This window comes from Paracoccus simplex (assembly GCF_042648325.1).
GTDB lineage: Bacteria > Pseudomonadota > Alphaproteobacteria > Rhodobacterales > Rhodobacteraceae > Paracoccus > Paracoccus simplex.
The window spans coordinates 25316-42767 of the sequence record NZ_JBHRXE010000057.1 but is presented as its reverse complement, the minus strand read 5'-3'; the positions used below and the strand labels follow the sequence as shown (position 1 = coordinate 42767).

General features: G+C 69.4%; 21 protein-coding genes. 11 read left to right on the top strand and 10 right to left on the bottom strand.

What is annotated here, in order from left to right; all coding sequences use genetic code 11:
- Positions 1 to 40: 40 nt before the first annotated feature.
- Together ACFOMP_RS18080 and ACFOMP_RS18075 are read left to right on the top strand one after the other, a co-directional pair.
- Entirely contained in the window at positions 41 to 1063 is a 1023-nt protein-coding gene (locus tag ACFOMP_RS18080; RefSeq protein WP_379033147.1) for an aspartate-semialdehyde dehydrogenase, read from the top strand.
- 96 nt (positions 1064 to 1159) lie between these two features.
- Positions 1160 to 2803 carry a DUF4139 domain-containing protein gene (locus ACFOMP_RS18075; RefSeq protein WP_379033144.1) on the top strand — a complete coding sequence of 548 codons (1644 nt, stop codon included), beginning with the start codon at positions 1160 to 1162 and terminating at the stop codon, positions 2801 to 2803.
- Between the two features lie 65 nt (positions 2804 to 2868).
- Here the strand turns inward: ACFOMP_RS18075 and ACFOMP_RS18070 are convergent, their stop codons facing one another.
- Positions 2869 to 4518 carry a peptidoglycan-binding protein gene (locus ACFOMP_RS18070; RefSeq protein WP_379033141.1) on the bottom strand — a complete coding sequence of 550 codons (1650 nt, stop codon included), beginning with the start codon at positions 4516 to 4518 and terminating at the stop codon, positions 2869 to 2871.
- Positions 4519 to 4758: 240 nt separating this feature from the next.
- Between ACFOMP_RS18070 and ACFOMP_RS18065 the strand changes: the two genes are divergently transcribed.
- A complete protein-coding gene (locus tag ACFOMP_RS18065; RefSeq protein ID WP_289894586.1) occupies positions 4759 to 5049 on the top strand; it encodes a hypothetical protein in 291 nt (96 codons plus the stop codon).
- 16 nt (positions 5050 to 5065) lie between these two features.
- On the opposite strand, the gene speB is transcribed toward ACFOMP_RS18065, so the two are convergent.
- Together speB and trhA are read right to left on the bottom strand one after the other, a co-directional pair.
- Positions 5066 to 6037 (bottom strand): agmatinase, encoded by a 972-nt coding sequence (gene speB / locus ACFOMP_RS18060; RefSeq protein WP_289894587.1) that lies wholly within the window; start codon positions 6035 to 6037, stop codon positions 5066 to 5068.
- A 69-nt stretch (positions 6038 to 6106) separates the two neighbouring features.
- Positions 6107 to 6769: a PAQR family membrane homeostasis protein TrhA gene (gene trhA / locus ACFOMP_RS18055; protein WP_379033137.1), complete on the bottom strand. Its 663-nt coding sequence runs from the start codon at positions 6767 to 6769 to the stop codon at positions 6107 to 6109.
- Positions 6770 to 7016: 247 nt separating this feature from the next.
- On the opposite strand from trhA, the gene ACFOMP_RS18050 reads away from it, so the two are divergent.
- The 3 genes from ACFOMP_RS18050 (at position 7017) to ACFOMP_RS18040 (ending at position 7708) form a co-directional block, all read left to right on the top strand.
- A complete protein-coding gene (locus ACFOMP_RS18050; RefSeq protein WP_289894589.1) occupies positions 7017 to 7142 on the top strand; it encodes a hypothetical protein in 126 nt (41 codons plus the stop codon).
- A gap of 2 nt (positions 7143 to 7144) precedes the next feature.
- Positions 7145 to 7405, top strand: coding sequence for a hypothetical protein (locus ACFOMP_RS18045; RefSeq protein WP_289894590.1), 261 nt, complete (start codon positions 7145 to 7147; stop codon positions 7403 to 7405).
- Between the two features lie 126 nt (positions 7406 to 7531).
- Complete coding sequence (locus tag ACFOMP_RS18040; protein ID WP_379033133.1) at positions 7532 to 7708, top strand: hypothetical protein; 177 nt, start codon at positions 7532 to 7534, stop codon at positions 7706 to 7708.
- Between the two features lie 80 nt (positions 7709 to 7788).
- Here the strand turns inward: ACFOMP_RS18040 and ACFOMP_RS18035 are convergent, their stop codons facing one another.
- The 3 genes from ACFOMP_RS18035 to ACFOMP_RS18025 all read right to left on the bottom strand — a co-directional run bounded on the left by ACFOMP_RS18035 (position 7789) and on the right by ACFOMP_RS18025 (position 11513).
- Positions 7789 to 8451: a 5'-methylthioadenosine/S-adenosylhomocysteine nucleosidase gene (locus tag ACFOMP_RS18035; RefSeq protein WP_379033129.1), complete on the bottom strand. Its 663-nt coding sequence runs from the start codon at positions 8449 to 8451 to the stop codon at positions 7789 to 7791.
- 65 nt (positions 8452 to 8516) lie between these two features.
- Positions 8517 to 10100, bottom strand: coding sequence for a PAS-domain containing protein (locus ACFOMP_RS18030; RefSeq protein ID WP_379033126.1), 1584 nt, complete (start codon positions 10098 to 10100; stop codon positions 8517 to 8519).
- A gap of 75 nt (positions 10101 to 10175) precedes the next feature.
- Positions 10176 to 11513, bottom strand: coding sequence for an ActS/PrrB/RegB family redox-sensitive histidine kinase (locus ACFOMP_RS18025; RefSeq protein ID WP_289894594.1), 1338 nt, complete (start codon positions 11511 to 11513; stop codon positions 10176 to 10178).
- Here ACFOMP_RS18025 and ACFOMP_RS18020 point away from each other — a divergent pair.
- From ACFOMP_RS18020 to ACFOMP_RS18010, 3 genes are all read left to right on the top strand, one after another.
- Entirely contained in the window at positions 11506 to 12018 is a 513-nt protein-coding gene (locus ACFOMP_RS18020) for an SCO family protein (RefSeq protein ID WP_379033122.1), read from the top strand. The genes ACFOMP_RS18025 and ACFOMP_RS18020 overlap by 8 nt on opposite strands.
- Positions 12019 to 12071: 53 nt before the next feature.
- On the top strand, positions 12072 to 12620 hold the full coding sequence (locus ACFOMP_RS18015; protein ID WP_289894596.1) for an ActR/PrrA/RegA family redox response regulator transcription factor: 549 nt from the start codon (positions 12072 to 12074) through the stop codon (positions 12618 to 12620).
- A gap of 84 nt (positions 12621 to 12704) precedes the next feature.
- The gene (locus tag ACFOMP_RS18010) at positions 12705 to 13013 is read left to right on the top strand and encodes an H-NS histone family protein (RefSeq protein WP_289894597.1); all 309 of its coding nucleotides are present in this window, start codon (positions 12705 to 12707) and stop codon (positions 13011 to 13013) included.
- A gap of 44 nt (positions 13014 to 13057) precedes the next feature.
- Here ACFOMP_RS18010 and ACFOMP_RS18005 read toward each other — a convergent pair whose 3' ends face one another.
- The 3 genes from ACFOMP_RS18005 to ACFOMP_RS17995 form a co-directional block, all read right to left on the bottom strand.
- Entirely contained in the window at positions 13058 to 13666 is a 609-nt protein-coding gene (locus tag ACFOMP_RS18005) for an HD domain-containing protein (RefSeq protein ID WP_379033117.1), read from the bottom strand.
- A gap of 136 nt (positions 13667 to 13802) precedes the next feature.
- Entirely contained in the window at positions 13803 to 14324 is a 522-nt protein-coding gene (gene secB / locus ACFOMP_RS18000; protein ID WP_289894599.1) for a protein-export chaperone SecB, read from the bottom strand.
- Between the two features lie 49 nt (positions 14325 to 14373).
- The gene (locus ACFOMP_RS17995; protein ID WP_289894600.1) at positions 14374 to 14955 is read right to left on the bottom strand and encodes an FxsA family protein; all 582 of its coding nucleotides are present in this window, start codon (positions 14953 to 14955) and stop codon (positions 14374 to 14376) included.
- 111 nt (positions 14956 to 15066) lie between these two features.
- Here ACFOMP_RS17995 and ACFOMP_RS17990 point away from each other — a divergent pair, with 111 nt between their 5' ends.
- The gene (locus ACFOMP_RS17990; RefSeq protein WP_379033112.1) at positions 15067 to 15723 is read left to right on the top strand and encodes a Tim44/TimA family putative adaptor protein; all 657 of its coding nucleotides are present in this window, start codon (positions 15067 to 15069) and stop codon (positions 15721 to 15723) included.
- A gap of 3 nt (positions 15724 to 15726) precedes the next feature.
- Positions 15727 to 16329: a Smr/MutS family protein gene (locus tag ACFOMP_RS17985; RefSeq protein WP_289894602.1), complete on the top strand. Its 603-nt coding sequence runs from the start codon at positions 15727 to 15729 to the stop codon at positions 16327 to 16329.
- Here the strand turns inward: ACFOMP_RS17985 and ACFOMP_RS17980 are convergent.
- Positions 16326 to 17399 (bottom strand): alpha/beta hydrolase, encoded by a 1074-nt coding sequence (locus ACFOMP_RS17980; protein WP_379033109.1) that lies wholly within the window; start codon positions 17397 to 17399, stop codon positions 16326 to 16328. The two genes, ACFOMP_RS17985 and ACFOMP_RS17980, sit on opposite strands and share 4 nt — an antisense overlap.
- Positions 17400 to 17452: the final 53 nt, after the last annotated feature.

Genomic DNA, 17452 nt, shown 5'->3' with positions numbered 1-17452 from the left:
ACGCCCTATATCGCGGCGTCCTTTGTTGAAGGAGACCCCAATGGGCTACAAGGTCGTTGTCGCCGGCGCCACGGGGAACGTGGGCCGTGAAATGCTGAACATCCTGGCCGAGCGCCAGTTTCCTGCTGATGAGGTTGTCGCTCTGGCTTCGCGCCGGAGCATTGGCACTGAGGTCAGCTATGGCGACAAAACCCTGAAATGCAAGGATATCGAGGGGTTCGACTTCACCGGCTACGACATTGCGCTGTTCGCCATCGGCTCGGAGGCGACCAAGACCTATGCGCCGATCGCCGCCAGCCAGGGCTGCGTGGTGATCGACAACTCGTCGCTTTACCGCTACGACCCGGAAATCCCGCTGATCGTGCCCGAGGTGAACGCCGACGCGATCGAGGATTACCGCAACAAGATGATCATCGCCAACCCCAACTGCTCGACCGCGCAGATGGTGGTGGCGCTGAAGCCGCTGCATGACCGGGCGCGGATCAAGCGCGTCGTCGTCTCGACCTACCAGTCGGTCTCGGGCGCCGGGAAAGAGGGCATGGACGAACTGTGGAATCAGACCAAGGGCGTCTACGTCCCGGGTCAGGAGGTCGAGCCGAAGAAGTTCCAGAAGCAGATCGCCTTCAACGTCATTCCGCAGATCGACGTGTTCCTGGACAGCGGCGACACCAAGGAAGAATGGAAGATGGTGGTCGAGACCAAGAAGATCGTCGATCCGGCGATCAAGGTCACGGCGACCTGCGTGCGGGTGCCGGTCTTCGTCGGCCATTCGGAATCGGTGAACGTCGAGTTCGAGGATTTCCTGGACGAGGACGAGGCCCGCGACATCCTGCGCGAGGCGCCGGGCGTGCTGGTCATCGACAAGCGCGAGCCGGGCGGCTACTCGACCCCGGTGGAATGCGTCGGCGATTTCGCCACCTTCATCAGCCGCATCCGCCAGGACGTGACGGTGGAGAACGGCCTGAACATGTGGATCGTCAGCGACAACCTGCGCAAGGGTGCGGCGCTGAACGCGGTGCAGATCGCCGAGCTTCTGGGCAATCGCTGCCTGAAGAAGGGTTGATCGCAAACGGATATGTGAGGGGCGCCCGGACGGGCGCCCTCTTGCTTTTCCGCCCCCCGTCGCGGACCTTGTCGGCGGTCATGAACGAGGGGTCCGATGCGTCATCTGCTGCTTTCCACCACCATCCTGTTCGCAGGGCCGGCACTGGCCGACCGCATCGAGACGACCGCTCGCGTCACCGACGTCACCGTCTATCCCTGGGGCGCCGGCGTCACGCGCGAGGCGGCGCTGGACCTGCCGGCCGGTGCGCATGAGCTGGTGATCCCCGGCATTCCCGAAGGCGTGGACCCCGCCAGCCTGCGCATCCTGGGCGAGGGGGCGGTGATCGGCGCGGTGGGCTTCCAGCAGGAACGCGCCCTGCCCGAGACGCCGGCCAAGTCCCCCGAGCTGCGCGCCGCCGAGGATGAACTGCGCGGGCTTCGGACCGAGCTGGCCCAGCGGGACAGCCGCAGGGCCGAGATCGAGGCCCGCGGCGAGGCGGCCGAGGATCTGATCGAATTCCTGATGAAACTGGCCGAATCCGACGGCATGGCCGGCAACGACATCGCCGCGTTGTCGGGCGCGGTCGGCCAGCAATTGCTGGAGGCGCGTCAGACCGCCATCCGCGCCGAGGCCGAAGCCGAGGCCGCCGACGAAGGCCGCGATGAGCTCGAGGAGCGCATCGCGCGCGCCGAGGCCCGGCTGGAGGCGCTGCGCGGCCCGGAATCGGATCGCGGCGCGCTGGTCGTCGCCGTCCAGGGCCAGGGCCAGCCGGCCCGCATCCGCATCACCACCCTGACCGACGAGGCCAGCTGGCAGCCGGTCTACGACCTGTCGCTGCAGCGCAAGGAGGGCCGGCTGCGCATGGATCGCGGCTTGCTGGTCCGCCAGCAGACTGGCGAGGACTGGACCGGCGTGCACCTGCAGCTTTCCACCGCCCGGCCGATGGACCAAGCGGCGCCCAGCGAATTGGAGCCGCGCTTCCCGCGCCTTGGCGAGAATGAGGCGAAGCTCTACAGCCGCTCGGCCGCGCCGATGGCCGAAGCCGCGATGGATGCCGCCGAGCGTGCCTATGCCCCCGCCCCGGTCGAGGCCAAGGCCGATGGCGTGGCCGGCTCGGCGTTGGCCGGGGTGGTCGGGGAAACCGTGGTCTATGACTATCCGACGCCCGTCACCCTGCGCGACGGCGCCGATGCGCTGCGCCTGCCGCTGGATTCGCACGAGCTGGCCCCCGAGGTGGTGGCCGAGGCGGTGCCGCGCCGCGACGACACCGCCTATCTGGTGGCGGACACGGTGAATTCGACCGGCGCGGTGATCCTGCCGGGGGACGCAACCTTCCATGCCGACGGCGCCATGGTCGGCCGCGGCGCGCTGACGCTGACCGCCGCCGGCGACGAGATGAAGCTCGGCTTCGGGCCGCTGACCGGCATCAAGCTGGAGCGCCGCATCCCCGACCGGGTCGAGGGCGATCGCGGGCTGATCTCGTCATCCTCGGAACGCAAGGAGGTGGCCGAGCTGCGCATCCGCAATCTGACCGGCGAGGCATGGCCGCTGCGGGTGATCGACCAGGTTCCGGTCTCGACCCAGAAGGATCTGCGCGTCGACTGGTCGGCCGATCCCGCCCCGGACGAGACCGACCCCGACGGCAAGCGCGGCCTGCTGGTCTGGAACGGCCCGATCGCCGCGGGGGCCGAGCGCACCATCACCCTGACCACCACCCTGCGCTGGCCGGAAGGCCAGATGCTGTTCGACGGCTTCTAGGCCCGGTTTCTGGACCCCGGCCCGGCCGGCCCCGGACCGCAGAAGCGGCCGGGCCCGGCTGCCGGTCATTTCACCAGTTCGCGGATGATCGTGTCCAGCCCGATCACGCCGTTGCCCATCTGGCCCTGATTGATCAGCCGGTTGCGGCGCTGGCGGGCCTGCTCGGCATGTTCGCCGCGCGGCCAGTTCTGCAGATATTGCGTATAGGACGGCACGGTATCCAGCTGCCGCGCCCGGTTCCAGGCGCGATCCTCGCGCTCATCGCGCGGAATGTCCCGGTCCAGCGCCGCGGCCAGGCGCTGCCGCGCGGTCCGGGCATAGATGCCGTTCGGATAGCGGTCCAGATAGGCGCGCAGATTGCGGGCCCCGCCGCGGGCCCCGGTCTGCTGCCAATAGGCACGGTCCTGCTGGTCGCGGCTGGGCGTGGCCGCCTCGGCCTGCGCCCGCAGCGTGCCAAGCTGCGCCGCGGTCAGATAGCCGGTCACCGCATAGCCGTTGCGCTGCTGCCAGCCGCGGATCGCCGAACGGCTGCGCGAACCGAACACGCCGTCCGCCCCGCCGGTGGAATAGCCAAGCGCGTTCAGCCGGCGCTGGATTGTCACCCGGTCGCCGCGGCTCAGGCCCAGCCGGCTTTCGGTCAGTTCGGCCTGCGAAGGCTGGCGCGGCGCCACCACCTCGCGCGGCTGCTGGATCTCGGGCGCCCGCGGCGGCCCGGGTTGCGGGACGGGTTCAGGGGCGGGGGCGGGTTGCGGGGCGGGGGCCGGGCGCAGTTCGGCCAGCCGCCTTTGTGCCGCCTCGGCATATTCGCCGCGGGGATAGCGGGCCAGGTAATCCTCATAGGCGGCGGCGGTATTGGCGGCGGCGGCCTCGGCCCAGAGGTCGCGATCGCTCTGCGCCGGTCCCAGCGCCTCCAGCCGCGCCTTGGCGGCCGCCGAATAAAGGCCGGTGGGATAGCGGTCCAGATAGCCGCGATAGGCTTCGGCCGTGTCTTCGGCCGCGGCCTTGGCCCACAGGTCGCGATCCGCCTCCAGCGGGTCTGCGGCAGCATCGGCTGCGGTATCGGCATCCGCCCGCGCCGCGACCAGCACCAGTTGCGCATCGCCGCCCTCGGCCAGGGCCAGCCGGTCGTCGGCGTCGACCACCGCTTCGACCGAGGCGCCGGGCTTCAGCAGCGCCGCCGCCGCCGCCGTGGTCGCGGCCGGCGGACCCGAGATCACCGTCACCCCTTCGGGCGCGGCCAATGGGCCGATGCCGTTTTCCAGCCCGGCGGCATGGTCCATGCCCTGCCGATCCGAGCCGAGCAGCAGCACCGCGCCCGGCTGCGCCTGTTTCATCAGGTCCAGCACCATCGACAGCGGCACGCCCTGCGAGCCGGCGCGGACCAGGTCGGGCTGGTCGGCATCGGTGCCCATGTACCAGCTGTCGCTGTCGCCATGCAGGAAGCGGCCGTTCAGCAGCACCAGCCGCGCCCCGGGGGCCTCGTCGGGCCGCAACAGGTCGGCCAGGGCCTTGCGCAGGTCGGCGCTGGTCAGGTCGGCACCGGCCACGGTGCGGAACCCGGCCGCCTTCATCGCCTCCGAGGCGGGGCCGGCATCGGCATCGGCCAGTTCCGGCGCGTTCTGGTAGCGCGCATTGGCGATCGCCACGCCGCGATCCTCGGCCCAGGCCGGTCCCGCCGCGACCAGGGCGGCCAGAAGAAGCGACAGGGTGCGCATGACATTCTCCTTCATCGATGCTTGCCGTCGGTCTACGGCTGGCCAGGGGATTTATTCCGGTTATCGGCGCCGGCGCGGCCCAACAAGCCACGGCCGGACACATGACTGCGAGGCCGGCGACGGTTCGGCAAGGGACCGCCGATCCGCCGGGCGCGCCGGCCAGGCCGCCGTTCCGGCGCGGTTCTTGCACCCAGAGGGTCCAGGCTTTAGACCGCCCGTTTTCAACGGATGGACTTGATCATGCCTGATATCAAGCGATTGCTTTTCCCGGCCGTGGCGGCGCTGGCCGTCGGCTTCGGCTTCATGACCTATGACAAGATGCGCGGCGCCGAATGGGTGGTCTCGCCCCGGCAGATCGCCGAGGCCAGGGCGGCAGGCCAGCCGGGTCACGAATCGCGCCCCGGCACCGTCACCGTCCTGCCGATCCGCAGCGAAACGGCCGACGCCCTGCCCTTCAAATGGGCGATGGCCGGCATCGCCGCCGGCGCCTTCGTCTTCGGCGCCATGCGCCGCAAGGCCAAGGCCGCCTGAACCGGCCGGCAGGCGTCTAGGCCGGCGGGCCCCCGGCATTGCCGGCCAGGACGCAGAGCAGCTCGAACACCATGGTGGCGCCGGCCAGCGCCGTCATGCCGCCCAGATCGAAGGGCGGCGAGACCTCGACCACGTCGGCGCCGACGATGTCGAGCCCGGCCAGGCCGCGCAGCATGGCCTGCGCCTCGCGGGTGGTGAAGCCGCCGATCTCGGGCGTGCCGGTGCCCGGAGCCATCGACGGGTCGATGCCGTCGATATCGAAGCTCACATAGGCGGGCCCGGAGCCGATCAGCGTCCGGACCTCGGCCATCACCGCCTCGGGGCCGCGGCGGGCGAATTCCTCGATATAGATGATGCGGACGCCCTGGTCGCGCGCCCATTGATGCTCGTCAGCCGCGTAGACCGAGCCGCGGATGCCGATCTGCACCATGCGCGCGGGATCCAGGATCCCCTCCTCGATGGCGCGGCGGAAGGGCGTGCCATGGGTATAGGGGTTGTCGCCGAAATAGCGGTCATTGGTGTCGGAATGGGCGTCGAACTGCACCAGGCCCAGCCGCCCGCGCCCGGGATCGGCCTTGCGAAGCGCGCGCAGCACCGGCAGCGTCGTCAGATGATCGCCGCCCACGCTCAGCGGCAGGGCGCCGGCAGCGCAGATCGCGGCAATGCCGGCCTCGATCTGCTGCAGCGCCGCCATCAGGTCGATGGGCTGCACGGCCAGATCGCCCAGATCGGCGACCGCCAGCCGCTCATAGGGGGCGATGCCGGTGACGTGGTGGACGCGGCGCATCAGGCTGGACTGGTTGCGCACCTCGCGCGGGCCGTGGCGCGCGCCGGCCCGGTTGGTGGTGCCGCCGTCCCAGGGAATGCCCAGGATGGCGACATCCAGCCCCTCGGCGCTGGTCGCCGCCGGCAGGCGCATGAAGGTCGAATGGCCGGCGAAACGCGGCACAAGGGCCGCATCGACGGGTTCGTTGAGCTGTCTGGACATCGGTGCTCCCGCAAGGTTTCCGGGCAAGGTTAGCCGGGCAGAGACGGGAAGATCCAGCGCCTCGCGCCGTCAGACCACCGGCCAGTTGGCGATGCAGAGCGCGACGGCGATGAAGAAGATCACGCTGCCGCCCAGCACGAAGACATGCCAGATGGTGTTGTGAAACGGCAGCCGCTCGAACAGGAAGAACAGCACGCCGACGGTGTAAAGCCCGCCGCCGGTCAGCATCAGCGCCAGCACCCCGGCGGGCAGCTCGGCCAGCATGGCGCCGCCGGCGTAAAGCCCCGCCCAGCCCATCGCCAGGTAAAGCGCCAGCGCCAGCCATTTCAGCCGGGCGGGGGCGATGATCTTCAGGGACAGCCCCAGCGCCGCCGCCGCCCACAGCCCGGCCAGCAGCCCGCTGGCCTGGCCGCCGGACAGCAGCGTGAAGGGCGTGTAGGTGCCGGCGATCTTCATGTAGATCGCCGAATGGTCCAGACGCCGCAGCAGACCGGTCCATCGCGGATTGTCGATCATGTTGTAAAGCGCCGAGAAGGCCAGCATCAGGATCAGCGTCGTGCCGTAGACCGCGGCGCCGACCACCGCCGCCGCCCCGGCGCCCGAAGCCACGGTCAGCGCGATCAGCGCCGGCACCGCTGCCAGCGCCAGCACCACGCCGATGACATGGACCACGCCGTCGCTGATCCGCTCGGCGCGGCTGTAGGGCCGGGAAAGATGCGCGATCGACACCATGCGACCAGACTAGATCGGCCGGGGGCGGTCAGGCAAATCAAACCCGCTCATGCCCGGCGCCAGCGGTGCAAACCGCTGGCGGGGCGACCGGCAAGGCGGGTTTCGGACAGCGGATGCGGGCGCCGTTTCGGCACGGCGATTCGGCCCCGACCCACCGCGGGATGGGCGGTTTCGTGCCGAAGCGTTCTGCCTTCTGCGTTGACATGGCAGCCGCCCCGACGCTCGGGGCAGAACAGGAGAACTCGCAATGCCGCACGCACCCGTCCTTGCCTTGCTGCTTCTGGCCGGACTGACTGCCGGCGCGACCCTTGCCGCCGGCACGGTCATCGCCCTGCAATCCTTGGGGATCTGGCTGCCCGGCCGGATGCTCTAGCCGTGGCCGCGGCTGGTTTCGGCTTGCTGGCCTGCCTCGTGGCGCCGATCCTGCTGCTGCGGCTGATGCCGGGGCTGCGCTCGCTGCTGGCCGGAGGCGCCGGCCTGCTGTTGTTCTGCGCCTGGCTTTACGCCCGGATGGGCGGCGGCAAGGGGCTGGAAGGCGAATCGATCATCGTCCTGATCGTCGGAACCGTGCTGGCGGGGACGGTCATCGGCTTTGTCGCCCGGGTCATCACGCTGCTTCGCCGCGACGATTCCTGATATTTTCCGGTCGGTTGACGGCTGGGAAATTTCCCCGAAAATCACGATTGCTTTTATCGTGAAATACGGGGTTCGACATGTTAGGGTCATCCGGTGCGCGACCGACGCGCCCTTGGAGGACTCGCAATGACCAGCAAGCCCAGCAAAAGCGACGTGAAGCAGGCCGTGTTCGAAGAGCGCCGGAAGCTCAGGGGCGCGGCCGGCATTCTGGACGACAGCGCCGCCGTCGACGAGGCGCGACCGGCCGCCGGCCCGCAACGGACAGCGGCGGGGAAGCGGCGCTGCGACATTCTTGGCAGATGATGAAGGACCGGGCGGCAGGACGATCCCGCCGCCCGGACCGCAAAGACGGCCGAGGTCGTCCGACAGTCGCGACCCCGTGCTCAGATCCCGATCTCGCCCCGCTGCAGGGCTTCGGCCAGGCGATCCACCGCCTCGGCCAGGCGTTCGTCGATCAGATGCAGATATTGCGTCCAGTCCGACAATTGCCGCAGATCCTCGGCGCCGTCCGATATGCCGCGCAAGCCGATCAGCGGGATGCCGAAGCGCTGGCAGGCGCGCAGCACGGCGAAGCTTTCCATATCCACCATCTCGGCGGCGATGGTGTCGTAATCTCCGCCGCTGACGATGCTGGCGCCCGTGGCGAGGCTCGCCGAGGCAAGACCGGGGATCCGATGCGGCAGCTCGATCCGGGCGGGCAGACCCAGCAACGGCGTCTCGCCCCGGGCAAAACCCAGGGCCGAGGCGTCCATGTCGCGATATTCCAGCGACGCGACCTGATAGACGCCCAGTTGCCGCAACTGCCGCGATCCGGCCGAACCCAGCGACACCACCAGTTCCGGCAACTCGTCGCGCGCCGCCAACTGCGCCAGGGCCGCGGTCAGCTGCACCGCCGCCTCGACCGGGCCGACGCCGGTCATCAGCGGCGAGATGCGGGCGCGCAACTGCGGCCCGTATTCCGCATCCAGCGCCATCACGAAAAGCACGCTCCGCCCGCCCAGCCTGTCGGGGTCGATGCCCGGGCCCTGCCGTCCGATTGCCGCCATGTCCGATCCCTTCTCAGCCCGGGCGCAGGGAAGCGCAGGCGGGGCGGGCGTTCAAGGGGGCATCGTCATCCGGTCATGGCGCGCTGCATGTCCGCCGCCGCCGGCGCGGCATCGGCCGCAACCGGGACATCGCGCCCAAGCGGCAGGGTCGGAACCGGCGCGGCAAAGCTCAGCAGCAAGCGCCCGCCCGACAGCCCGCGCAATCCCCAGGACAGCAACCCGCCCGAAGGCCCGGCCATGGCGCCGCGCAGCGGCTCGTCGGGCAGGGCCGACATCAGCGCCTCGCGCAACCGGGCAAGGCCCGGGCTTTGGCCGCAGGCGCCCAGCCAGATGGCGATATGGTCGTCCAGCGTGCCCGGCGCCGCGGCGCGCCAAAGCTCGGCATAGCGTCGGTTCGAAATCAGCAGCTCGCCGTTGGCGGCAAAGACCGCCACCGCGTCCTCGAGCGAATCCAGCACTTCGGCGCCCAGCGACAGGTCGGCGCGGAACTTGCGGGTCAGCGAGATTTCCGAGGTGATGTCCTCGAACAGGAAGGCCACCGCGCCATCGGGATGCGGCCGGCCGGTGACGCGATAGGTCTGGCCGCCGGGCAGCGACCAGGTCTCGAAATGGTGACCCGAGGCGGCCGCGGCCTCCAGCGTGTTCATCTGGTGGCGCCAGCTTCGGTAGTCCTTGGGCTCGGGCACCATCCGCGCCTCGCGCAGCCGGTCGAGGAAGGCGTGCAGAGTCGGGCGCGCGGTCAGGAAGCCGGTGGCGAGCCCGGTCAGGTCGATCAGCGCCGGGTTGAACAGTTGCAGATTGCGGTCACGGTCGAAGATCGCCAGCCCGATGGGCAGATCGGCAAAGGTCTTGGTCAGCGTCTGCACGAATTCGCGCAAGCTGCGCTCGGCCCGCACGGCGGCGTCGGCGGGCAGGGCGATGGCGACGGTCTGCTCCGCGATCTCGTGGACATGGCAGTCGTACCAGCGGCTTTGCCCGTCATGTTCGACCTGCACGCGCCTTGCCGGGCCGGCGCCGGATGGCGGCCGCGCCGCCAGGTCGATCAGCGGCGGCAGCGGCCAGACCGTCTGACCGTCGGCCTTGGCCTCGGCCAGTTGCAGATAGGCCGAATTCGCCCAGGTCACCTGCCCCAGCCGGTCCTGCCGCCAGGCCAGCATCGGCGAATGGTCCATGGTGCTGCGCAGGATCTCCAGCTCCTGCTCCATGGCGCCGAGCGACAGCGAATCGACCAAAATGCCGGCATTCTCGGCCGAGGGATCGGCCAGGGTCAGACGCAGCGTGCCGTCGCCCAGATCTTCGGCCAGCAGGCGCAGGGGATTGCCCGCGGTCCGCTCTTTCAGCTCCAGCCGCGCGGCGCCGCCCAGGTCGGGCAAGACCGCGCCCAGCTCGGGCAGGCGCATCCCCAGCCAGCAGGTCAGCCTTTGCCAGTCGCCCTCGCCCGGCAGGGCGGCCAGCAGGGCCCGGGCCGGGCCGGTGGCATCCAGAAGCAGCTGGTCGCGGAACAGGAAGATGATCGGCTCGATCCCCAGGTCGAGGCCGCGCGCGGCGCCGCGTCCCGCCATGCGCCGGTCCGCCAGCCGGATCAGCAGCAGCGCCAGCAGCACGGCCAGCGCCGCGGCGGCAAAGGCGATGAGGAAATGCGCAACCATCGCAGGAACCCATGAGCAAACCACTGGGATACAACTATAGCGCGATGTTTTAAAAAGGGGTTAACGCGCGCAGGATCAGGAGCGAATTTCCGGATTCTGCCCCAGCGCGCCGCGATTCTCGGTCTCGATCAGCTCGCGCGGCCAGGTCACCGTCACCTCGGCCCCCTGCGTGCCGTTGCCAAAGCGCAGCCGCGCGCCCGAGCCTTCCAGCAGCGCCTTGGCGATGAACAGGCCAAGCCCCATGCCTTCGTAGCTGCGCCCGTCCTCGGCCCGCGGCCGGGTGGTCAGGAAGGGGCTGCCGATGCGCGGCAGCAGCGTGGGCGGAAAGCCCGGCCCGTCATCGCTGATCCGCACCCGGATGTCGCGGCGATCCATCCCCGTCTCGACCGTCACGCGCTCGGACGCGAAATCCACCGCGTTCTGGATCAGGTTGCGCAAGCCATGGATCACAGCGGCGTCGCGATGCACGATGGGATCCTCGGCGCCGGGCTTCAGCAGGATCTGCGCACCGCGGCCGCGATGCGGCGCCGCCGCCTCGGACAGCACTTCGGACAGCGGCGCCGAGCGGATCAGCAAGTCGTCCCGCCCGGCCCCGCCCATGGATTTCAGGATGTCGCGGCAGCGATCGGCCGACTGGCGCAGCAGGGCGACATCCTCGGCCAGATCCTCGCGGTCCGGCAGCGCCTCGGACAGCTCGTCGGCCAGCTCGGCGCTGACCAGCTTGATGGTGGCCAGCGGCGTGCCCAACTCATGCGCGGCGGCGGCGACCACGCCGCCCAGGTGCTGCAGCTTCTGCTCGCGCTCCAGCGCCATGCGGGCGGCGAACAGCGCGTCCGAGGTGGCGCTGACCTCGGCCGCGACCAGCCGGGCATAGGCCGCAAAGAACAGCGCGCCGATCACGATGGCGAACCAGTGCCCGACCAGCAGCGGATGCTGCAGCGACAGCCGGCCCGGCACGAAGGTCAGCGGCTGGGCAAAGATCGCGGCCAGCGTCACCATGGCAAAGGTCGCCACCCCCAGCGCCAGCAGGTGCCGCCCCGGCAGAGCCGTCGCGGCGACGGTGACCGGCGCCAGCAGCAGCAGGGCAAAGGGATTCTCCAGCGCCCCGGTCAGCGCCAGCAGCGCGGCGATCTGCGCCAGGTCGAAGCCGAGCTGCCAGGCGGCCTCGCGCGCCGGGATCCGGCGGCCCGGCCGCAGCGACAGCCCGAGGTTCAGCGCGATGGCCAAGCCGATCACCCCCAGCACCGCGGCCAGCGGGAATTTCGCCCCGATCGCCAGCGCCGCGCCCACGGCCGCCAGTTGGCCGGCGATCGCCACCCAGCGCAGCAGGATCAGCGTCCGCAGCCGGATCGGCTCGGGTCCCGGCTGGCCGGGCAGAAGGTCGATGCGGCGGGACACGAAGCCGATGGGCACGCGGGTTCTCCGGGTTCGGGCGGGCTTTGGCATTGATACCCATGGCGGGATGCGCGATCAATGCGCCCAAGGGAAAAGGCGCGCGATGATGGGCGAAGACGGAAGGATGCTGATCCTCGGCGGTCTCGGCACGGGCCCGGGCGTCTGCCGGACGGACAATGCCCGCAATGCCGGGGCGGTTTCGATCCTGGACGAGAACGGAATGCAGGTCACGCCGGTCTTCATTACCGTGGCGCCGCGCCGCGATACTCCCGAACCTCCGCGCATGATCGGCCTGACCGGCAGCCGGCCGGAAATCGATGCGGTTTCGAAAACCTGGGGCCATTATTGCCGGCTGAACGACCGGCAGGACGCCAAGACCCATCCGGCCGATCACCTGACCAATACCTCTCTGGTCCTGGCCGCCGCCGGTCCGGCCGAGATTGTCGACCGCGATCATTCCGCGCGACAGATCGCCGACCGCTCCGCCTGTTTCATCGACGTTGCGTCAAATGCGAGGATTTGACCCGTCGGACAAAACCCCCTAATCAACCGAAAAACTGCAAGGGCACGCGAAATATGGCAGAAGAATACGAGATCGGACCCGATCCCAGCCTGCTGCTGGTCGATGACGACGAGGTCTTTCTGAACCGCCTGGCCCGGGCAATGGAGAAACGCGGCTTCGATGTGATCCGCGCCGCCTCGGTCGCCGAAGCCCGCGCCCTGCTGGCCGAGAAAGCCCCGGCCTATGCGGTGGTCGACCTGCGGCTCGAGGATGGCAACGGCCTGGACGTGGTGGATGCGCTGCGCGAGGCGCGGACGGATGCCCGCATCGTGGTGCTGACCGGATATGGCGCCATCGCCACGGCGGTGGCCGCGGTCAAGATGGGCGCGACGGATTATCTTTCCAAACCGGCGGATGCGGATGACGTGACCCGGGCCCTGCTGGCCCGCGGCGACACCCTGCCGCCGCCGCCCGAAACGCCGATGTCGGCCGACCGGGTGCGCTGGGAACATATCCAGCGCGTCTATGAGCAATGCGACCGCAATGTCAGCGAAACGGCGCGCCGCCTGCATATGCATCGCCGCACCCTCCAGCGGATTTTGGCCAAACGCAGCCCGCGTTAATAATCTGGTTCTCAAAAACGATTGCATTTCGTTTTGGAATGCAAATATTGGGGCCATAACTGCCAAAACCCAGGGAAAGCCATAATGACCATCGACCTGGACGCGATGTCCCTTCGCGAACTGCGCGATCTGCGCAACAAGCTTGATCGCGCCATTTCCACCTTCGAGGATCGCCGCAAACGCGAGGCTTTGGCCGCAGCCGAAAGCGCCGTCCGCGAATTCGGCTTCAACTTGGCCGATCTGACGGTCGCCAAGCAGGGCCGCGGCAAGGTGGCGCCGAAATATGCCAATCCCGAGGATCCCTCGCTGACCTGGACCGGCCGCGGCCGCAAACCGCGCTGGGTCCAGGAGGCGCTGGATTCCGGCAAAAAGCTGGAAGAGCTGGAAATCTGATTGCTTGCCCCCGCATCCCGATGCGGGGGCTTGCATTTCCGGCGTCAGGATTTGCGATCCATTTCTTCAATTAGCGCGTTGAAGCGCGCCAGATAGGCATTGCGGGTTTCCAGCGGCGGCCGCAGCCGGATTTCCAGCCCCTGCAGCAATTCCGGTTCCGGCGCCGGAAACAGGCGATCCGCCTCGGCTCGCGAAAATCCGGCAATCTGAATGGCTTCCAGCCAGGCGGAAATCCGGTCGGCGCGCTTTATCGCCCGCCTTACCGCAACCGGCAGCTGCGCGGGCAATCCGAAACGGCGGTGGATCGCCGCCGCCAGCCGCGCGTCCATTTCCCCATATTCGCTGCCAATCGCCGCCTTGACCGGAGAGATCATGTCGCCGATCACATATTCCGGCGCGTCATGCAGCAGGGCCGCCAGACGCCATTGCGGTTCGCAATCAGGATCGGCGCGGGCATGGATCTGTTCCACCAGCAGCGAATGCTCGGCCACCGTATAGGCCCAGTCGCCGCGGGTCTGGCCGTTCCAGCGCGCGACGAAGGCCAGGCCATGGGCAATGTCGGCGATCTCGATATCCATCGGCGTGGGGTCCAGAAGATCCAGCCTCCGCCCCGACAGCATCCTTTGCCACGCGCGTTTCGCGGCTCTTGCCATATGGCGCCCCCATGCTCTCTGTGCCGGCGAGGCTAGCCGCGCGGTCGGACCGCGCCAACCGCGGATCGGAAAGGCGAAGGGCCCGCGGCATGGCGGCCGCGGGCCCGAAACCCGTCATCACGCAGAAGTGACCGCGTCAGGACAGCGGCTGGTCCGCGGGTTTTTCGGCCTGCATGCGGCGGGCGATCTCTTGCCGATACAGCGCCACGAAGTCGATCGGGTCCATGTTGAAGGGCGGGAAGCCGCCGTCGCGGGTCATGTCCGAGACGATGCGGCGCACGAAGGGGAACAGCATGCGCGGGCATTCGATCATCAGGAACGGGTGCAGCTGGTCCTCGGGCACGCCCTCGACATGGAAGATGCCGCCGTAATCCAGCTCGCACAGGAAGATCGGCGACTTGTCCTTGGAGTTGGTCGACTGCACGCGGAACTTGCTGATCACCTCGTACTGGTGCTCGGCCGGGCGCTTGCGGGCATCCAGGCTGACCTGGACGCTGATCTCGGGCTGCACCTCGCCGGCGCCCAGGCCCTTCTGCGCCACCGCGTTCTCGAAAGACAGGTCGCGGATGTATTGCGTCAGGACCTGCAGGCGGACCGGCTGCTGGGCGCCGTTCGGGGCCTCGGTCGCGGCCACGCCGTTGTTGTTCTCGTCGCTCATTGAGTTCTCCTCGGATCTGCCGGGGTTCTAGCACCCCGGCGCCGCACGCTCAATGCCGGGTCCAGCCCGAATCGCCGCGCCGCGGGCCACCCTCGGGGCCCTTCTGCGCGCTCTGGTCGGTCAGCCCCTCGCGCACCGGGGCGGGCGGGTCGTCCTGGACCGAATATTCGCCGTCGATCACACCTTCATCCCGCCAGCCGCGGCCGGGACGGAAACCCGCCGGATCGGCGCCGAATTCGGATTCGGCGCCATGGGTCTGGCGATAGCTGAACCCACTGCCCGAGACCCGCACCCGCGCCGCCATCTGCCGCAGGATCAGCGACCGCACCGCGGGGATCAGCAACAGCAGGCCGACGGCGCTGGTGAACAGGCCCGGCACCACCATCAGCAGGCCGGCGATCATCACCAGCGCGCCATGCGCCATCGGCCGGCCGGGATCGCGGAATTCCTGCATGGCCCGCTGCAGGTCCAGCGCCGCGCGCGCGCCCTGATGGCGCATCACCGTCACCCCGGCCACCGCCGAGGCCAGCACCAGCGCAATCACCGGCAACACACCGATCAGTCCGCCGACCTGGATGAACAGCGCGATCTCGACGATCGGCAGGATCACGAACGGCAACAACAGCCACATAAAGCCTTCCCCTCTGGCACGTTCTATTTCCGGCGCCAAACTGGACTTGGGCCGGCCCTCACCCTACATAAGCATTGGAAACCATCCTTACAAAGCTCGTTAGGTCCGTCGATGTCGAACCCCCTGCTGCAACTCCTCGTCCTGGGCGCGATCGCCGTGTTCCTGATCCTGCGCCTGCGCGGGGTGCTGGGCACCCGCGACGGGTTCGAGGCGCCGCGCATCCCCGAGGAACCGGCGCAGCGCAGCCGCTTCGACGTGATCGACGGCACCGCCGAAGCCGGCGACAGCGACATCGCCGACCATGCCGAGCCGGGCAGCCCCACCGCCGGGGCGCTGGCCGAGATGAAGCGGGTCGAGGCCGATTTCGCCGTGGGCCCGTTCCTGTCCGGCGCCAAATCCGCCTATGAGATGATCCTGATGGCCTTCGAGCGCGGCGACCTTTCCGAGGTGCGCGGCTTCCTGGCCCCGCCGGTGGCCGAGGCCTTCGAGTCGGTGATCGAGGACCGCAAGGCCCGCGGCCTGGTCACCGAGGCGCAGTTCCTGGGCACCCGCGAAACCGCGCTGGCCGGGGCCGAGTTCACCCCGGCCACCGGCATGGCCGAGCTTTCGGTCCGCTTCGTCGGCGAGATGATCGTCGCCACCCGCGACGCCCAGGGCAACGTGGTCGAGGGCGACCCCAAGGCGGCGCGCAAGCAGCGCGACACCTGGACCTTCGCCCGCCGCATGGGTCAGGACGACCCGAACTGGCAGCTCGTCGCCACGGCCTGAACCATGGCGCGCCGGCGGGGACTCTCGGCCGAGGACAAGGCCCTGTGGTCCCGCATCGCCGCGACCGCGGTGCCGATGCATCCGGCCCGCAAGCAGGCCGAACCGATCCCCGAACCCAAGCCGCTGAAAACCCCGGTCCCCGCCCCGCAGGTCACGCCGCCGCCGCCGTTGGCCGGCCTGCGCATCGGCGCCAAGCCGGGCGGCCCCGGATCGACCCGCATCGACCTGTCGCCGCCGCCGCGCGAGGCGCTGCATGCCCAACCCTTGCGCATGGATCACAAGACCCATCGCCAGATGACCCGCGGCAAGCTGGCGCCCGAGGCGCGGATCGACCTGCACGGCATGACGCTGGCCGTGGCGCAGCCGGTGCTGACCCGCTTTCTCCTGCAGGCCCGCGCCGACGGCCGGCGGCTGGTTCTGGTCATCACCGGCAAGGGGCGCGAGGGTGGGCCGGACGCGCCGCTGCCGGTCCGGCCCGGGGCGCTGCGCCACAACGTCCCGCATTGGCTGCATATGCCGCCCCTGAATGCCGTGGTGCTGCAGGTCCGCCCGGCGCATCGCCGCCATGGCGGCGAGGGCGCCTATTACATCTACCTGCGCCGTTAGAAGGCCGGCGAGATCACGATCTGCGCCGCGCGCTCGGCATGCAGCGCCGCGCGGGTCAGCGGCCCGACCCCGCCGCCCACATCCGAGGAAAACACGCTGTTCAGCTCCTGCGCCTGCGACAGGATGCGCAGCAGCGCCGGCGAGGTCGCGACGTTGAAATGCCCGGTGCCGTTGCTGAAGGCGCCGACATCGACCAGCGTCACCGGCAGGTCCGCCACCGGCCCGGCATCGGTCAGGCTGCCCAGCCGCACCGGCTCGGCCGAGATCAGCGCCGACAGGCTCAACGCCCGGTCCCGCCCCGAGGTGAAGATGACGAAGGGCTGCGGCAACCTGCCGATGGCCCGGACCTGACTGCGAAACACGCCGACGTCGATATCGGGCGACAGCAGCAGCACCGCGCCGATCCGGTCCAGCGTGCGCCGGTCGCCGGCGATGGCCATCTGGCGCAGGCTTTCCATCAGCAGCAGCGCGCCCATGGAATGCGCGACCAGGATCGCCTTGCCGCCGCCCGCCTCGGTGGCGATCTCGATGCTGCGTTTCAGCCCGTCGCGGGAATAGAGCACGCTGTCGCGATCCGCCGCATAGGCCAGCGGCTGCCCGCGCGACGGCCACGAGAAATGCAGCGGCACGCCGGGCAGGCTCAGGTCGCGCTCGATCTGGGCAAAGCGATAGAGACCCTCGGCGAAGGTGTTGTTGTAGCCATGCACGAACAGCACCACATCGCGATCGCCCGGCGGGCGGGCGGCGACGGCGCGGCGCAGATCGGCGCGGAAATCCTCGGGCCGGGCAAAGCGGGCATAATCCGAGACCAGGAAATCCCGCTGCGGATCGGGCGCGGCGCCCTTGCGGGGATAGGTGATCGAGCCGGGCCGCCGTTCGGGCGGCACCGAGACATCGACGCGGCCGAAGCTCACCCCTTCCTGCCGGCTGCCGCCGGGGGTGCGGTTGGTGGCGACATAGATGCGCTCGACATGGCCGGCGCGCGCCGCCTCGGGGGCAAGGGTGATCTCGCCGCGCGGCGCGCAGGCCGCCAGCAGCAGAAACAGCGAAAGAAAGATCCGCCCCGGCATGTCCCGCGTCCCGTTCTGGTCAGCGGGACCATGCCATCGCGCGCGGCGGCGGA

Excerpts from the sequence above, each read along its gene's own strand:
- ACFOMP_RS18040 (WP_379033133.1), top strand. The coding sequence starts at position 7,532 with ATGACCAGCAAGCCCAGCAAAAGCGACGTGAAGCAGGCCGTGTTCGAA.
- ACFOMP_RS18050 (WP_289894589.1), top strand. The coding sequence starts at position 7,017 with ATGCCGCACGCACCCGTCCTTGCCTTGCTGCTTCTGGCCGGACTGACT.
- ACFOMP_RS18015 (WP_289894596.1), top strand. The coding sequence starts at position 12,072 with ATGGCAGAAGAATACGAGATCGGACCCGATCCCAGCCTGCTGCTGGTC.
- ACFOMP_RS18020 (WP_379033122.1), top strand. The coding sequence starts at position 11,506 with ATGGGCACGCGGGTTCTCCGGGTTCGGGCGGGCTTTGGCATTGATACC.
- ACFOMP_RS18010 (WP_289894597.1), top strand. The coding sequence starts at position 12,705 with ATGACCATCGACCTGGACGCGATGTCCCTTCGCGAACTGCGCGATCTG.
- ACFOMP_RS17990 (WP_379033112.1), top strand. The coding sequence starts at position 15,067 with ATGTCGAACCCCCTGCTGCAACTCCTCGTCCTGGGCGCGATCGCCGTG.
- ACFOMP_RS18065 (WP_289894586.1), top strand. The coding sequence starts at position 4,759 with ATGCCTGATATCAAGCGATTGCTTTTCCCGGCCGTGGCGGCGCTGGCC.
- secB (WP_289894599.1), bottom strand. The coding sequence starts at position 14,324 with ATGAGCGACGAGAACAACAACGGCGTGGCCGCGACCGAGGCCCCGAAC.
- ACFOMP_RS18080 (WP_379033147.1), top strand. The coding sequence starts at position 41 with ATGGGCTACAAGGTCGTTGTCGCCGGCGCCACGGGGAACGTGGGCCGT.
- ACFOMP_RS17985 (WP_289894602.1), top strand. The coding sequence starts at position 15,727 with ATGGCGCGCCGGCGGGGACTCTCGGCCGAGGACAAGGCCCTGTGGTCC.
- ACFOMP_RS18070 (WP_379033141.1), bottom strand. The coding sequence starts at position 4,518 with ATGCGCACCCTGTCGCTTCTTCTGGCCGCCCTGGTCGCGGCGGGACCG.
- ACFOMP_RS18005 (WP_379033117.1), bottom strand. The coding sequence starts at position 13,666 with ATGGCAAGAGCCGCGAAACGCGCGTGGCAAAGGATGCTGTCGGGGCGG.
- trhA (WP_379033137.1), bottom strand. The coding sequence starts at position 6,769 with ATGGTGTCGATCGCGCATCTTTCCCGGCCCTACAGCCGCGCCGAGCGG.
- ACFOMP_RS17995 (WP_289894600.1), bottom strand. The coding sequence starts at position 14,955 with ATGTGGCTGTTGTTGCCGTTCGTGATCCTGCCGATCGTCGAGATCGCG.
- ACFOMP_RS18035 (WP_379033129.1), bottom strand. The coding sequence starts at position 8,451 with ATGGCGGCAATCGGACGGCAGGGCCCGGGCATCGACCCCGACAGGCTG.
- speB (WP_289894587.1), bottom strand. The coding sequence starts at position 6,037 with ATGTCCAGACAGCTCAACGAACCCGTCGATGCGGCCCTTGTGCCGCGT.
- ACFOMP_RS18030 (WP_379033126.1), bottom strand. The coding sequence starts at position 10,100 with ATGGTTGCGCATTTCCTCATCGCCTTTGCCGCCGCGGCGCTGGCCGTG.
- ACFOMP_RS17980 (WP_379033109.1), bottom strand. The coding sequence starts at position 17,399 with ATGCCGGGGCGGATCTTTCTTTCGCTGTTTCTGCTGCTGGCGGCCTGC.
- ACFOMP_RS18075 (WP_379033144.1), top strand. The coding sequence starts at position 1,160 with ATGCGTCATCTGCTGCTTTCCACCACCATCCTGTTCGCAGGGCCGGCA.